Source organism: Micromonospora sp. NPDC051296 (assembly GCF_040682255.1).
Lineage (GTDB): Bacteria > Actinomycetota > Actinomycetes > Mycobacteriales > Micromonosporaceae > Micromonospora > Micromonospora craterilacus.
On the sequence record NZ_JBFBAO010000037.1, the window covers coordinates 17,275 to 30,325 of the forward strand.

The window sequence follows — 13,051 nt, forward strand, 5'->3', positions numbered from 1 at the left end:
TCGGGGATCGGGGATCGGGGCCGGGAGCGGTGGCGGATGTGCAGCACTTGGGCGATGGCGTCGAGTGCTGCGGCTGTTTCAGCGGGTGTGCCGTGCAGCCCGATTCGCACGCTGGGGGCCTTTCGGTCGGCGCGGGTCACTTGTGGAGGAACGGGGAGGCATCGCCACAGAAGGGCGTAGAGCGGCCCGCTGAGAGCGTCATAGGCGCAAGATCTGAGGCGTTCGGGTGTAGGGCGTAGGGCCGGAACGTCTCAGGCGCTCTCAGCGGGCCGTTTCAGCCCGCCGCCGGGTGGGTTGGTGGGCCGGGCGCGCCGGGAGGGGGCCGGGAAGCGTTGACACGTTGACAATCGGCCGACATTCGACCGTTTCCGCAGGTGAGAGCCGGTGTGGAGGTGTCAACGCGGCCCGTTGACAGGCGTTGACACCCGTTGACACCGGGCGGGCGGGCGGCGGGTTGTCAACGCCTGTCAACGGCTGTCAACGCGGCCCGTTGACACCCTCGCGGGTGTCCTGACCTGCGGAAACGCCATCGTCGGGGGCGGGTGTCAGCGTGTCAACGCTTCCGCCGTCCTCCCCCATGGCGCGGGGGTGTAGCTCGTAGCGGCCGTCCGGCCCGGATCGGACCCATCCGAGCGCGGCTAGTTCGGCGAGCACTGCCGACACCTCGTCCGACTTGGGTAGCCGGCGGGACACGCGGCGGTGTAGCTCCCGGCGGGTGAAGGTGGTCATGCCCTTGCCGGTGAGTACGCCGAGCACGTACCGGGCGTTCTCCAACGCGCTATCGGTGCCGATGGCGGTGAGGGCGGTCCGGTAATGCGCGGCGAAGAACTCGGCCAGCCGCACGGCGTCGGCCATCCGGTCAGCGTCGATCGGGCGTCGCCACGCGTCGACCGGGTGGTGCGCGACGTGCAGCAGCCCGGCGAGCCGCAGCGTTGCGCCGGCCAGTTTGTTGCCCCATTCCCGCATGTCGTAGAGGCTTCCGCCGGGCCGTAGCTCGGCTTCCACCTGCTCGGCGGCCGTCCGGCGCACGCGGCTGGCGTCGTCGGTGAGGGTGACCACCGCCGGGTCGGTCCACTCGGCCAAGGTGGCGGCGAGGTCGTGTATCCGGTGCCGGTAGCCGGCGGTCACCTGCTCCGGTACCGGCGGCGTGTCCACCGGCCGCCACCCTGCGAGAGATCGGGGCAGGGCGAACAGGAACCGGGCCGGCAGGCCACGCCCGGCGAGGTCGGCGTTACCGCCGAACTTGCGCAGCACGGTCGGTTGCGCCATCACGCACACCGTGAGCGCCGGTTTGTCGACTGAGGCACCCTCGCGGGTCTGCCGTTCGTTGCTCATCGGCTGCCCGGCGTGACCCTTCAAGTACGGGTCAAGGTTCGGCGCACCCGAGTAGCGGCCGGCGAGGGTGTCGAAGATCCCTCCCTCATCCGAGATGATCGCCATGCGGCCACCGTTGGCAGCCATCAACCCGATAAGCGCCTCGGGGGTGGCGTCGTCCACGATCAGTTTCGGCAGGCCAGGAACGGTGATCGCCTCGGCGGCGATAGCGGCGGCCACCGCCTCAGCCGACGCCTCATCCCGCTTGCCTGGCTCGTTCACCTTGGCCGCTGCGGCTTTGGCTTGCTCGGCCTGCCGGTCGGCGATGTCCCGCAGCGCGGCGGCCTCAGCGATCCTCGGCCGCATCGCCTCAGCCAGCGTCGACTGTGCCGCGAACAGCGGCGCGGTCATCGCCCGGTGAACCGGGGACTTGCGTTCGCCGGGGCCGGCGATGACGGCGGCGAAGATGTTGACCGGCTCGCGCCACCCGGGCACCGGTTCGACTTCCAGCCGGCCGCCCGCACACGCGGACAGCACGGCCACCGCGAGGGTGCCGGCCATGGCTGGGTCGGTGGAGGTGAACCGGGCAACGCCGGTCACCATGTCGGCCAGCCATCGGGGGAACACCTCCACTGGGAACGGCGGCGGCGCGGTGTTCGGCCCGGTGAGGGGCACTGGAACATCCCACAGCGGGCCGCCCGCAGACTGCTCGGCGGTGGTGTCCGGGTTGTCGGTGACGAGGTGTAGACGGGCGGCGCTCATGCGGCCACCTGCCTCGGTCGGCGGGCACCGGCCGTGAGGCCGGATCGGATGGTGCGGAACGCCTCGACGGTGCGCAGCCCGGCGTCAACGCCTGCCTGTTCCAGCACGCTCTGTGCGTCGTCCTCGGTGAGTGCGCCACCGGCTACCAGCTGGCCGAGCGCGACGGCGGCCACGTAGAGGGTGCGGTTGCGCTCGCCCGGTGCGGCGGTGGTCACCCGGTCGACTTCCCGGGCGATCGCGGCCCGCACGTACGCTCCGGACCGGCCGGTGCCGAGGTCGACCACCACCGGCCGTTGCGGCGGCATCGGGGCCGGGGTGAGCAGTCCGGCGAGCCAGCCGGGCAGCGGGTCGGGGTCGCGGTCCAGCGCCACCGTGTAGGGGCGTCCGGCCACGGTGGAGGCGGCGGCGACGACGTAGCCGCCGTGGGAGCGGGTGTCGACCATCGGGCCGAGCGTGCCGGCGGTGTTGCGCAGGTCCGGGCCGGTGGTCGGGTGTTGGTAGTAGAGGTGGGTTCCGCGTCGGCCGGTGGTGACGGTGTAGGTCGGGTCGATGGTCGCGCCGTGCCGCGCGGCCAGGCCGGTGAGCACACGCAGCCCGTAGCCGTACCCCTCGTAGCCCGGCGGCATGACCTGACCGGGCTTGCGGATGTCGAGGTCGACCACGACCAGTCGGGATGGCCCGCAGGCGATGCCGATGCCGTACGGCCGGGCGGACCATGCCCGGCGGATGCGGTCCGGGTCGGTGGTGGCGCGGGACTCCCACCCGACGTGGCCGGCGCGGCAGCGCGGATCGTGGCCGGTGCACTGGTCGGCGGTGTGGTCGGGGAAGGCGGGTCGCTTGTCGTCGGGGCGTAGCGGGAAGACGTGCCAGCCGCGTGCGGCGTGGGCCAACGCGGCGGCGAGCAGGTCAGGCATCGGGTTGTCTCCTGATCAGGCGATGTGGCGTTGGGTGCAGGCGGTGTCAAGGTCGATCAGCGCCGCGCCGGCCGTGTCCGGGGCGCGGCCGGGCCGCCGCGCGGTGGTGGCGGCGACGGATACGCGCAGGTAGAGGCGGTGGCGGCCGGTGTCAGCGCCGGTCAGCGGGCGGCGGGTGCCGCGTTGAGTGAGGTGGTGTCCGGCGGCGGTGAGCGCGGCCGTGGCGGCGTCCAGCTCGGCCGGGGTGCCGGTGAGCCAGATCTCCAACCCGGACAGTCGGGCATCGCGCGGGGAAGCGCCGTCACGGCGTGGCCCGGCCATCACGCGGCCCGCCGAGGTCGGGGCCGCGCCGCGATCGCGGCCCGGGTGACGGCCTGCCGCACGTCGCCGAGCAGGCCGACCAACTGTCGGCGGGCGGCCAGCTCGGTCGGGGCGAGCGCCACGCGGACGCGTACCTCGGCGTGGTCGCGGCCGGCGGCGGTCCGCACCCGGACCAGCACGGCCCGCGCCTGGCCGTCGATGTTGACCACGATTTCGTCGGAGCGGTGTTCGCCGAGGTTGCAGCGGTGGTCACGGCCGCACCAGTCGGTGTGACCACCGGGCCGGCGGGTCACCGGCCCGCCCCGGTCCGTAGGCGGTGGAAGTAGTTGAAGACGCGCCGCCCGGTGCGCAGCCGGGTGCCTCGGTCGCAGCGGCGGCAGGCGCGGGGTCGCCGCAGGATGCGGGTCGTGGTCTGGCCGGTGCCGGCGCAGCGTTTGCAGGTTTTGAACGGGGCAACCCAGCACAGTCCGGCGTAACCGAGCGTGACCAGTGTGGGCGGTGCGGCGATGACGATAGCGGCGGTGAGCAGGGGGTCCATGACTGCCTCTCAGGCCGGTTTTCGGGCGTGAACGGCTGTGAGCTGCTATCTGCTAGAGGGCAGCTCATGATTCGGATGGGGTGCTAGCGGGGGTGCTAGCGCTAGCAGGTCGGGCCGCTAGCGCTAGCACCCTGCGGCCGATCAGTCGGCGGACCGCTTGCGGTCACGCTCCGCGATCGCGGCGAGTAGGTCGGTGTGCTTGATGCCGCGCCGGGTGGTGGGCTTGCCGTCGATGCGCCGTCCCACGTCGCCGACCTTGATCAGCGGGTGCGGTTTGAGGGCGGTGGTGAGCTGCGCGGCTTCCCACCCGCCGTAGGTGTCGGGTCGCAGCTCGGCGAGCAGTCCGCAGAGCGTCTCGTTCCAGACGGCCTTGTCGTCGCCGGGCCACACGCGGGCGAGGTCGCCGAGCACGTCGGCCACCGGGGCGACCTCGCGGGTCTGCTCGTCCGCCTTGGGCAGCGTGCCGGCCGTGGTGCGTAGCGCGACGGCGCGGGCGACGATGCGGCCGGCGGCGGTGGTGTCGACGTAGAACGACCGCACGGCGGCAGCCTTGGGGCCGAAGCCGCGCAGGATGCCCCAGCCGGCCTCTACGACCGGCTGGAAGACGGTCGCCCGGTAGCCCTGCTTGTAGGCCGAGGTGCCCAGGATCATGTCGTTCGCGGTCTGGTCGGCCACCGAGAGGCAGAACCGGGAGTTGACGTTGCGGGTGATGCCGGTCGGCAAGCTGTCCTTGTCCGGGATCTGCGTGCCGATCAGGATGATCACACCCAACGCCCGGCCGAGCTTGATGACCTTCTCCAGGATTTCCCCGGCGTCCTTGCCGTACTTGCTGGTCATCAGCTCTTGCAGCTCATCGAACCACGCGACGAGGGGGTGCAGCCCGGACCCCTTGAGCGAGGCCAGTTCCGGGGTGACCTTGTTCTCCGGGGCCTTGCCCATGCGGGCGTAGTGCTCGATGCGCTTCGAGCGGCGGCGGCACTCTTCGTACAGCCACTCGATGAACCCGAAGCACCGCGCGAGGGTGTCGTCATCGAAGCCGTTGCCGTACTCGGCCATGACCGGTTCCAACACGGCGAAGTCGCCGACGCCCTTGAGTTCGTATCCTCGGATCTCCGTCCGGGGGTCGAGGGCGGCGGCCAACACGAGATCCCGCAACGCGAACGTCTTCCCGGAACCGGGCTGGCCGCCGAACAGCCAGTTGCGGAACATCAGGTCCACGGTCACCGTGTCGAGGCGGGGAGTGGTGGCGAACGGGAACGGCTTGAACACGTCCACCTTCGCGCCGCTGGCCAGCAGCGGCCACGCGGGTTGGGTCATCTGTGACGCCGGTTCGTACCCGACCCACAAGGCCAGGCGGCCGGTGTGACCGGTGGCGGGTTCGGGCCACACCTGATCCAGCGGCAGCCGCATCGCCGACGCGAGCCTGCCGCGCCGGGCGACCACCTCGGCCGCTTCCACCCCGTAGGGCAGGTCCACCACGGCCAGGTGGCCGGGGCCGTCGCGGTGGATGTCCACCGGAAAGCTGATGGCCTTCGGGTCCTTGGCCACCGCCGAGTTGATGGCCGGCATCTGCAACGAGGTCAACGCCCGCCGCACGAGATCGGCGGTCAGCTTGCGGTAGCGGGTGCCCTCGGTAACCCGGTCCGTGAGCGGCCGGTCCGCCGGGCGACCCCGGGTAGCCAGCCACGGCACCACCACCCCGCCGACCACCGCCGACCACCACGACGGCGCGGCGGCCAGCACGATGACCCCGGTACCGGTCCCCGCGGTTCCGGCCGCGAGCACCCACCACCGCCACACGGACTGGCGTTGGCGGCGGGCGTCGAGCTTGAGCCAGGTGTCGGCGTCACCCCGCGAGGCGGCGGCCTGCCGCAGGTGCCAGTTCCCTTCCTCGGCGGCGGCCCACCGGACCGCCTGGCCGATGCTGCGGACCGCGCCGATCGGAGCCCACGCGAGGGCCTTCACCGCGTACTTCGGCAACCTGACACCGTGGTAGGCGGCCACGTAGCCGGCGTCCTTGCTCTGGTGCTTCACGGCGGCGCGTAGGGCACGACCGGAGCGCGCCCAATCGGCGAGGATCGGCCGCCGCTCACGCTGCCGCGCCGCCACCTCGGCCGGGATGTCGTCGGCCATGTCCACCGGCCCGCCGACCTGCTCGGGTCCCGCGTCGACCGTCTCCGCGTCGTCGGGACCGTCGTCGGGGTCGGGGTCGGCCGGCGGGCGGGGGCGGGGTGCCCGGCGAGCGCGGGCGTCGTCCAGGTCGACCACCTCGGCATCCGGCCCGGTGGCGTCGGTCAGGTCCGCTTCGGCGGCCTGCCAGTCGAAGCGGTCATCATCAGGGGCAGTCATGATGGGGTTCCTCCAACGGTCTACGGATCGGCAAGGGGGCCGGCGGCACGGCGCAGGTTGGTAGCCAGGGGCCGTGCCGCCGGGCGGGGTCAGGGACGCTGGCCGGGCCGGCGGGCCGGGCGGGTGGCGATCGCGGCGAGCGCGAAGCTGACTACCGCGACCGCGTGTAGCACGCGGCTCGCGGTGTCCTCGGCGGTGAACATCAGCACCACGTTGACGAGGGTCAGGGCGTTGAAGACGTGCCAGATGCGGCGCACTGGTCAGGGTCCTTTCGGGCTAGGCGGCAGCGGGAAGCTCGGCGGGGGTATCGGCGGTGCGGCGGGCGGCGGCCCGGTCGGCGGCGGCGCGTACCTCGTTCACCCGGTCGCGGCCCCACCGCTCGGACATGGCGAACTGGCGGCCGAGGGCGGCACCGGACAACGGGGTGCCGGCGGTGACGCTCTGCCGGTACGCCTTGCGGGCGGCGGCACGCCGCGCCCGGTCATCGGCCGGGACCGGTGCGGGTGCCGGTGCCGGGTCGGGGGTGCTTGCCGGTTCGATCACCGGCACGGGTGCGGTTTCCGGCACGGGCGGGCTTGCCGGTTCGATCACCTCGGCGGCCGGCACGGGGGCCGCCTCGGTGGCCGCGATGGTGTCGGCGCGGCGGCCGGTGGCGAGCAGGGCACCGGTCGCCATGACCATCAGTCCGTCCACGGCCAGGGGGCCGATGGTGGCGGTCAGTCCGTCTTCGCCGTAGTAGGCGAGTAGCCCGGACAGGTGCTTGTAGGACACGATCGCGGCCACCGACGCGACCGGCAGCAGACCACCGAAGCGCAGCAGCGACCAGCGGCGGCCGGCGGGCCAGGCGACCCGCGCCAGGATCTCCACCGCGACGAACAACGCCACCGGCCAGAAAATCGCGCCGACCACCGCGCCGGGCTCCGGCGTCCAGTCGACCGGCAGCGGCGGCGCACCCTCCGGCGGGGTCGGGGGGACGTAGGAGTGTGCGACGTTCGCGGCGATCGACACCGCGCCGCCGAGGAACGCGCCGAAGTAGGCCCAACCACGGCCAGAGATACGGGAACTCATCAGGGGTGACCTCCGGTCAGTCGTTGAGGATGTCCGCGAGGAGATCGCGGTGGGCCGGGAACACCTGGCCGCCGTAGGCGATGGCCAGATGCCAGGCGAGGCAGTCGTAATCGACAGCGGGCACCCACGCGGCGCGGCGGGCGTCGTCGCGGCCCTCCACGGGGGGCAGGACGTTCCACCCGTCACCGAGGTTGACGTGGACCGGGGTGGTGACCATCCACGCCTCATCCGAGGCGCGGGGGTCGGGCACGTAGCGGGCGGGCAGCGTTTCGTCGGCGCAGGAAAACTGTTCGATCAAGCCGGTTTCCTCGGCCAGTTCCCGGAACGCGGCGTCGGTCGGGTCCTCGCCCGGGTCGACGTAGCCGCCGGGCAGCGCCCACCCGTGCCCGTCGCCGCGCTCGATCAGCAGCAGCCACCGCCCGCCGTGGACGGTCGTGGCGGTCACGATCGCGTCGGCGCACTGCTGCTCGCCCCAGTGGCCCAGCTCGTTGCGGCCGTAGCGAATGCCGGTCGGCGCGGCCGGGTTGACCGGCCGCCCGTCGACCAGCGGGAACGGGATCGCGGCGGCGGCACGGCGGGCCGTCCAGTCGATACGGGTCGGGTCCATCTGCGGATCGGCCCACGCCGCTCCGGCGGCGATGCCGTCCAGCACGGACGGGTGGGTGTAGGTGCGGGGGATCATGCGGCAACCTCCTGGGGATACGCGCAGTCGAGGCACTCGCCGAGCGAGCGCGGGATGCAGTAAGGCCGCACCACACCGCAGACACGGCACGTACGCCGGGCGGTCAACGCCGCGCGGATGGCGCGCAGTTGGGCGGGCGTGGCGGTGCGCTTCGGCCGGGCCAGGTCCACCCGGTACAGGTAGGCGGTCCGGATGCCGCCGACACCGCGCCACAGCACCTGAGCGGCGATCGGCTGGCCACCGGGCCGCAGACCGGCGGCGCGTAGTTGGCGGCGGGTGGCGTAGCCCGGCGGCGCGCCGCGCCACCAGAACGTCGGAATGCCGTACCGCGACCCGTCCGGGTCGTGGAAGACGGCGCGGATGCGCGACATCAGGCCGCGCGCTGCGAGTCGGCGGTGCGGGTGGCCACCTCGGCGGCGGCGCGGGTCACGCGGGACTCGGCCCGCCGCAGTCGACGCCAGTCCAGCGGCGACGGGCCGCCGTGGTCCTCGGCATAGATCAGGGTGATCTCAGCGTCCAGCACGTCCAGCTCGGCGGCGATCAGCGGCCACTCGGACTCGATCGCGGCCAGGTCGGCGGCGGTCGGGGCGGCGGTGGCGTTGCGGTCGGTGATCACTTCGATCGGTTCCTTCCAGATCGGCGAGAGCGCGACAACGGCCGGCACGACCGGCAGTGGCGCTCATCGGGAGCCAGCGGGGCGAGCCCGCCGCAGCGGTCGCAGGTACGCCAAACGGCGCTGCCCTTGGTGGTCACTCGAACGGCAGCGAAGACGCTCACGGTCATGACGGCTCACCTCCACAAGGCGGGATCAAGACGGGAAAGCCCGGGATAGGGGCGCGCGCCGGATCAGCGCGACACCCCACCCCGGGGCAGGTGCAGAGAGGCAGAAGACGTACCGCGCGCCAAGATCCGGCCCGCTCGGCCCGCTCACCCGGGATCTACCGAGGTCGGCCACCGTGTGACTCAAGGCGGGCATACCGCAAGCCAGATCAAACGCGGCGCTTCTGCTGTGAAGTTCTCAATGAACGACCAGACACGGCGGCTCGTAGGCGCGCAGCGCAAGCGCTGCCTTCCCCGGCGACCACCGGCTATGTCGAGTCTGTCCGTACTGACTAGACAATGACTCTGAACGCAGGCTGCCAGGCGAGCGATGCGGATGTCAAGGGCCTTGCCTAAACTGTCTAGACAGACATGAGCAGAGGGGGCGGCATGGCCGCAGCAAGGCAGGGCAGGGTGGCGGTGTGGGCTCAGATCGCCGAGGACCTGCGATCAAAGATCGCGGACGGCACGTTGGCCGCCAACAGGCAGCTACCGACAGAGGCAGACCTTACGACGCAGTATGGCGTGGCCCGCGCAACGGTCCGACAGGCGCTAACAACCCTTGTGAATGAAGGTCTGATCGTTCCGCGAGCGCCGCGAGGCTACTTCGTCAGACATCGCAAACCACTTTTCTACCGGCCCCAGACGGAGTTTCGGCCACAACCAAAGACGCCGGAAATGGATCGCTTTATGGCAGACCATTCGGCGGATGGCCGGGAGCCTCGACAGACGATTGATGTTGCGATCGTAAGCCCACCCCCGGATGTGATGCAGCGATTGCGGCTCGAAGAAGGCGAGTTGGCGTTGGTGCGCCGACGAGTGCGCTACCTTGACGGCGAGCCATTCAACACAAACGACAGCTACTACCCCCTGCGTCTGGTGCAGGATACAGAGATCATGCACCCTGTAGACATCGCTCGGGGCGTCAATCAAGTTCTCGCCGAGCTGGGCTATCCGCAGGTACGTGCACTAGACGAAATTTACCTCCGGATGCCAACACCGGACGAGGTTCGGCGGCTGGAACTGGCTCCCGGAACCCCCGTCGCCTGCCATATCTGCACGGGACTCTGTCCTGACGGCACGCCCGTTCGGGTCGTGGTCAACATCCTGCCGGGTGATCGGCACGTCATCGTCTACGAGCGAGATGGAATGACAGTGGACGGCGATGAGTGAGCTTCGGATTCGAGCCGCCACCGCAGGTGACGTTCAACAGCTCCTAGACCTGTACGAAGATGCACAGCAGTGGCTCATCGGCCAGGGCACCGACCAGTGGGCGAACAACACACGGGAGAAGATGCACCCAAGGTTCATGCGTTCCATAGAGCAGGGCGAGTGCTATATCGCAGAAAACGACGCCGGACTGGTGGGCATGGTAACGGTGGACGAATACGCCGATCCGGAGTTTTGGCGGCCCGAGGATCAACCCGGCGCGGCACTATATGTGCATCGAATGGTTGTGGATCGGGCGAGCGCTGGCAGGGGAATCGGTGGCGCGCTTCTAAATTGGGCGGCCAAGGTGGCGGCATCAAAGGGGCGACGTTGGCTACGACTTGACGCCTGGCGGACCAACCCCGCGCTTCACGGCTACTACGAAAGGCAGGGTTTTACGCCGGTTCGCGTCGCCGAGCTTGCACATCGGGGATCGGGAGCACTCTTTCAGCGAAGCGTTAACACGGCAAGCTAGCAGCGGATGTGATTTCCGCACAGCGGCGGCGCTTCAAGGCGGCAGACCTTCCACCCGCCGCTAATGCCTCGCTCTTGCCTCGTGTGGAATCGCCATTCATGGGGAGTCCCGCTGTAGAACGTTGTGCGTCCTGTTTCGGGGTCAATATCCGTGAATCGAAAGCTGACCATTGCCGACACGGTGCCCGTGTTGTCGTCCGTCGTCCAGCCGGTTGACTCGACCTTGGCTCGACTGCCGACGACCTGCATTTGCTCCCGGAGGTCGCGTGCCTCTTGAAGCAGGTCGGTGCGGCGGTTGCTGCACACGCATCGGTCTACGCCGAGGCCGTCAGGAGAGGCGAAGATTGCCAGAAGGTATGCATGGGCGGCGGCGGCCGGCGTCTCTTCGCCTCGGCCCGCCTGAGCCGTCTTTACGGCCGCCCACCCGGCGAATCCCGCCGGGACTCCGAGGCACAGCGCGGCAACGCCTGCCACAGCGGCGATGACGGCTCGAACTACCCATGACCGCGCGAGGTGGGGTGACGCGATCATGACTCGACGTTACCGCCTTGATCACCTATGGCGCTAGCCCTCTCGCGGGCCGGGGGAGGATGGCCGAGCTTGCGCCACATACGTGCCAAAGTCGCCCAGGATTCCGTGCGCGGGCGGGCGTTTGCCCAGTTCAGGGGCAGGGTGCGACCGGGAGAGATGCATCCCTCCGGAGGCGGGGGCGCAGGTTCGAATCCTGCCGGGGGCACCAAGGCGCGCCACACGAGAGGCCGCTGACCAGGGAAATCCGGTCAGCGGCCTTCTTCGTGTGTCCGGTCGTCAGCTCCCGTGGCGGCGGTCTGTGCCAAATGGGTGCCGAAGTTCCAGCACCGGCCAGTCGTGGCCGAGCGCCTCTCGATGTGCTGCGCTCCCCCACGAACAGCCAGCCAGCCGGACCGGCGAGGACGGCCAAACCTCCCCAGTCGGCGTAGGCGATGTAACGCAATGGCAGGGTGATCAGCAGCCCTACCGAAACTAAGCACAACATCAGAACCCAGCCGCCGGCCAGAAGAAAGGGCATGGCCAACACGAACACGATCGGGAGCAGGCGAAGCCACCATACCGCCAGGCGATAGAGGAGTTCCCGCCTCGCACCAGGCGGGAGCGAATCCCTGAAATCTTCTCGATGAGCCATCAACGCGATCACAAACCCTTCGGCTTTCCGCAACGCCTCTCAGCCACCTGCCGAGGCGAAGCTTCCGCGGACGTCGACGCTGGCAGGCTTTCCCACCACCACAGCCGGCTGCGCCCGCCCGTGCCGCATGCGTACCGAAGTTGGCCGTAGCCAGTCCTCACCCTGCGCGGCGCCATTTCCCATGGATTGAGATACGGATACAATCTTGGACACTTTCCGTTAACCGCTGACGGAAACTGTCCAAGATCTCGGCCGAATGTCGTCGTAACGCCGAACTTCTCGCCAGAGCGTTGTCGAGATGGACGGTCCGTTTGCCGTTCTCCAGGGCGTAGACGAACCGTTCCGAAACGCCGGCCAGGTCGGACAACTCGCCCTGACGCAGCCCGAGTGACCGCCGACGACGACGGAGGGTGTCGGCGAACGCGTCGCGCTCGGTGTTGGTCCCAGCCGATTCGGACCGCCCACGTGGTGAGTACGGCCGTGGGGATGCCACAGTCGGCCAGGCCGCGCGAACGTGCGGGCTACTCCCTGCCGGCGGGTGCCGCATCGCGCCGCAACGACCAGTCGCCTCGGGTGGCGAGTCTGGCGCGGGCGGCGATCCGGTAGATGTTCCGGCGGCACGTGATCGGCGGCCGAGGTCGGGACCTTCGTCCCGACCTCATCGGGTGTTCCGGCCCAGGTGTGCGAGCCGCTGCCGGGAGATGGTGGTCAGGTAAGAAGCTGACTGCGGAGGCAACGATGACCATCCACCACAGCACCCACCGATCGATCGAACGGCCCCTCGAGCACGCGGAACTGCCCGGCTCGATGCTGACCACCACCGCCGCCCGGGCCCTGGCCGTGCTGCGGATCGCCACCGGGCTCGTGTTCCTGTGGGCCTTCCTCGACAAGACCTTCGGCCTCGGCTACGCCACCCCGGCCGAGCGGGCCTGGATCAACGGCGGTTCGCCCACCCGGGGCTTCCTCGCCAACGTCGAGGTCGGACCGTTGCAGTCGGTCGCCCACTCGATCGCCGGCACCTGGTGGGCCAACACGCTGTTCATGGTCGGCATGGCCGCCATCGGCGTCGCTCTCATCGCCGGCGTCGGCCTGCGGGTCGCGGCCGCCTCGGGCACGCTGATGATGGCGCTGATGTGGCTGGCTGAGTTCCCGCTGGCCCGGTTCACCGCCGGTGGCGACCCGACCGGATCGACCAACCCGATGGTCGACTACCACCTGGTCTACGCCATCGGGCTGGTCGTCCTCGCCGCCGCGTACGCCGGACACACCTGGGGTCTGGGCCGGATCTGGGCCCGCCTGCCCTTCGTGCAGCGCCACCGCTGGATGATGTGAACTGCCCGACCACCGGTGCGCCGGAGTCGATGCAGACCTGGCACGGCACCAACGACGAGATCCTGCGGTACCCGAACTTCGGCGAGCAGATCAAGCAGTGGACCAAC

Annotated in this window: 16 protein-coding genes; 3 read left to right on the forward strand and 13 right to left on the reverse strand. The window is 70.2% G+C overall.

Annotation, left to right across the window (positions count from 1 at the left end):
- Positions 1 to 477: 477 nt before the first annotated feature.
- The 11 genes from AB0M52_RS06680 to AB0M52_RS06730 all read right to left on the reverse strand — a co-directional run bounded on the left by AB0M52_RS06680 (position 478) and on the right by AB0M52_RS06730 (position 8,564).
- Positions 478 to 2,076: a YfjI family protein gene (locus tag AB0M52_RS06680; RefSeq protein WP_363949806.1), complete on the reverse strand. Its 1,599-nt coding sequence runs from the start codon at positions 2,074 to 2,076 to the stop codon at positions 478 to 480.
- Positions 2,073 to 2,990, reverse strand: coding sequence for a bifunctional DNA primase/polymerase (locus tag AB0M52_RS06685; RefSeq protein WP_363949809.1), 918 nt, complete (start codon positions 2,988 to 2,990; stop codon positions 2,073 to 2,075). The genes AB0M52_RS06680 and AB0M52_RS06685 overlap by 4 nt, the downstream gene beginning before the upstream one ends.
- Positions 2,991 to 3,005: 15 nt before the next feature.
- Entirely contained in the window at positions 3,006 to 3,311 is a 306-nt protein-coding gene (locus AB0M52_RS06690) for a hypothetical protein (RefSeq protein WP_363949812.1), read from the reverse strand.
- Complete coding sequence (locus AB0M52_RS06695) at positions 3,311 to 3,604, reverse strand: hypothetical protein (protein ID WP_363949815.1); 294 nt, start codon at positions 3,602 to 3,604, stop codon at positions 3,311 to 3,313. Before AB0M52_RS06695 ends, AB0M52_RS06690 begins: the two co-directional genes overlap by 1 nt.
- Complete coding sequence (locus tag AB0M52_RS06700) at positions 3,601 to 3,849, reverse strand: hypothetical protein (protein WP_363949817.1); 249 nt, start codon at positions 3,847 to 3,849, stop codon at positions 3,601 to 3,603. The genes AB0M52_RS06695 and AB0M52_RS06700 overlap by 4 nt, the downstream gene beginning before the upstream one ends.
- 141 nt (positions 3,850 to 3,990) lie before the next feature.
- Complete coding sequence (locus AB0M52_RS06705) at positions 3,991 to 6,198, reverse strand: cell division protein FtsK (protein ID WP_363949819.1); 2,208 nt, start codon at positions 6,196 to 6,198, stop codon at positions 3,991 to 3,993.
- Between the two features lie 89 nt (positions 6,199 to 6,287).
- Positions 6,288 to 6,455: a hypothetical protein gene (locus tag AB0M52_RS06710; RefSeq protein WP_363949822.1), complete on the reverse strand. Its 168-nt coding sequence runs from the start codon at positions 6,453 to 6,455 to the stop codon at positions 6,288 to 6,290.
- Between the two features lie 19 nt (positions 6,456 to 6,474).
- A complete protein-coding gene (locus AB0M52_RS06715; RefSeq protein WP_363949825.1) occupies positions 6,475 to 7,266 on the reverse strand; it encodes a hypothetical protein in 792 nt (263 codons plus the stop codon).
- A gap of 16 nt (positions 7,267 to 7,282) precedes the next feature.
- On the reverse strand, positions 7,283 to 7,948 hold the full coding sequence (locus AB0M52_RS06720) for an NUDIX domain-containing protein (RefSeq protein ID WP_363949828.1): 666 nt from the start codon (positions 7,946 to 7,948) through the stop codon (positions 7,283 to 7,285).
- Positions 7,945 to 8,319: an RRQRL motif-containing zinc-binding protein gene (locus AB0M52_RS06725; protein WP_363949831.1), complete on the reverse strand. Its 375-nt coding sequence runs from the start codon at positions 8,317 to 8,319 to the stop codon at positions 7,945 to 7,947. Before AB0M52_RS06725 ends, AB0M52_RS06720 begins: the two co-directional genes overlap by 4 nt.
- Complete coding sequence (locus AB0M52_RS06730) at positions 8,319 to 8,564, reverse strand: DUF6284 family protein (RefSeq protein WP_363949852.1); 246 nt, start codon at positions 8,562 to 8,564, stop codon at positions 8,319 to 8,321. The genes AB0M52_RS06725 and AB0M52_RS06730 overlap by 1 nt, the downstream gene beginning before the upstream one ends.
- 593 nt (positions 8,565 to 9,157) lie before the next feature.
- On the opposite strand from AB0M52_RS06730, the gene AB0M52_RS06735 reads away from it, so the two are divergent.
- Together AB0M52_RS06735 and AB0M52_RS06740 are read left to right on the forward strand one after the other, a co-directional pair.
- Positions 9,158 to 9,940: a GntR family transcriptional regulator gene (locus tag AB0M52_RS06735; protein ID WP_363949833.1), complete on the forward strand. Its 783-nt coding sequence runs from the start codon at positions 9,158 to 9,160 to the stop codon at positions 9,938 to 9,940.
- The gene (locus AB0M52_RS06740; RefSeq protein WP_363949836.1) at positions 9,933 to 10,451 is read left to right on the forward strand and encodes a GNAT family N-acetyltransferase; all 519 of its coding nucleotides are present in this window, start codon (positions 9,933 to 9,935) and stop codon (positions 10,449 to 10,451) included. Before AB0M52_RS06735 ends, AB0M52_RS06740 begins: the two co-directional genes overlap by 8 nt.
- Here AB0M52_RS06740 and AB0M52_RS06745 read toward each other — a convergent pair.
- A complete protein-coding gene (locus AB0M52_RS06745) occupies positions 10,448 to 10,981 on the reverse strand; it encodes a hypothetical protein (protein ID WP_363949839.1) in 534 nt (177 codons plus the stop codon). The two genes, AB0M52_RS06740 and AB0M52_RS06745, sit on opposite strands and share 4 nt — an antisense overlap.
- A 788-nt stretch (positions 10,982 to 11,769) precedes the next feature.
- Positions 11,770 to 12,159, reverse strand: coding sequence for a helix-turn-helix domain-containing protein (locus tag AB0M52_RS06750; RefSeq protein ID WP_363949842.1), 390 nt, complete (start codon positions 12,157 to 12,159; stop codon positions 11,770 to 11,772).
- A 191-nt stretch (positions 12,160 to 12,350) separates the two neighbouring features.
- On the opposite strand from AB0M52_RS06750, the gene AB0M52_RS06755 reads away from it, so the two are divergent.
- Complete coding sequence (locus tag AB0M52_RS06755; RefSeq protein WP_363949844.1) at positions 12,351 to 12,944, forward strand: hypothetical protein; 594 nt, start codon at positions 12,351 to 12,353, stop codon at positions 12,942 to 12,944.
- The last annotated feature ends 107 nt before the right edge of the window (positions 12,945 to 13,051 follow it).

Coding starts and splice junctions, on each gene's coding strand:
- AB0M52_RS06700 (WP_363949817.1), bottom strand. CDS start 3,849: ATGGACCCCCTGCTCACCGCCGCTATCGTCATCGCCGCACCGCCCACA.
- AB0M52_RS06705 (WP_363949819.1), bottom strand. CDS start 6,198: ATGACTGCCCCTGATGATGACCGCTTCGACTGGCAGGCCGCCGAAGCG.
- AB0M52_RS06750 (WP_363949842.1), bottom strand. CDS start 12,159: ATGCGGCACCCGCCGGCAGGGAGTAGCCCGCACGTTCGCGCGGCCTGG.
- AB0M52_RS06720 (WP_363949828.1), bottom strand. CDS start 7,948: ATGATCCCCCGCACCTACACCCACCCGTCCGTGCTGGACGGCATCGCC.
- AB0M52_RS06745 (WP_363949839.1), bottom strand. CDS start 10,981: ATGATCGCGTCACCCCACCTCGCGCGGTCATGGGTAGTTCGAGCCGTC.
- AB0M52_RS06680 (WP_363949806.1), bottom strand. CDS start 2,076: ATGAGCGCCGCCCGTCTACACCTCGTCACCGACAACCCGGACACCACC.
- AB0M52_RS06715 (WP_363949825.1), bottom strand. CDS start 7,266: ATGAGTTCCCGTATCTCTGGCCGTGGTTGGGCCTACTTCGGCGCGTTC.
- AB0M52_RS06725 (WP_363949831.1), bottom strand. CDS start 8,319: ATGTCGCGCATCCGCGCCGTCTTCCACGACCCGGACGGGTCGCGGTAC.
- AB0M52_RS06755 (WP_363949844.1), top strand. CDS start 12,351: ATGACCATCCACCACAGCACCCACCGATCGATCGAACGGCCCCTCGAG.
- AB0M52_RS06735 (WP_363949833.1), top strand. CDS start 9,158: ATGGCCGCAGCAAGGCAGGGCAGGGTGGCGGTGTGGGCTCAGATCGCC.
- AB0M52_RS06740 (WP_363949836.1), top strand. CDS start 9,933: ATGAGTGAGCTTCGGATTCGAGCCGCCACCGCAGGTGACGTTCAACAG.
- AB0M52_RS06685 (WP_363949809.1), bottom strand. CDS start 2,990: ATGCCTGACCTGCTCGCCGCCGCGTTGGCCCACGCCGCACGCGGCTGG.
- AB0M52_RS06690 (WP_363949812.1), bottom strand. CDS start 3,311: ATGGCCGGGCCACGCCGTGACGGCGCTTCCCCGCGCGATGCCCGACTG.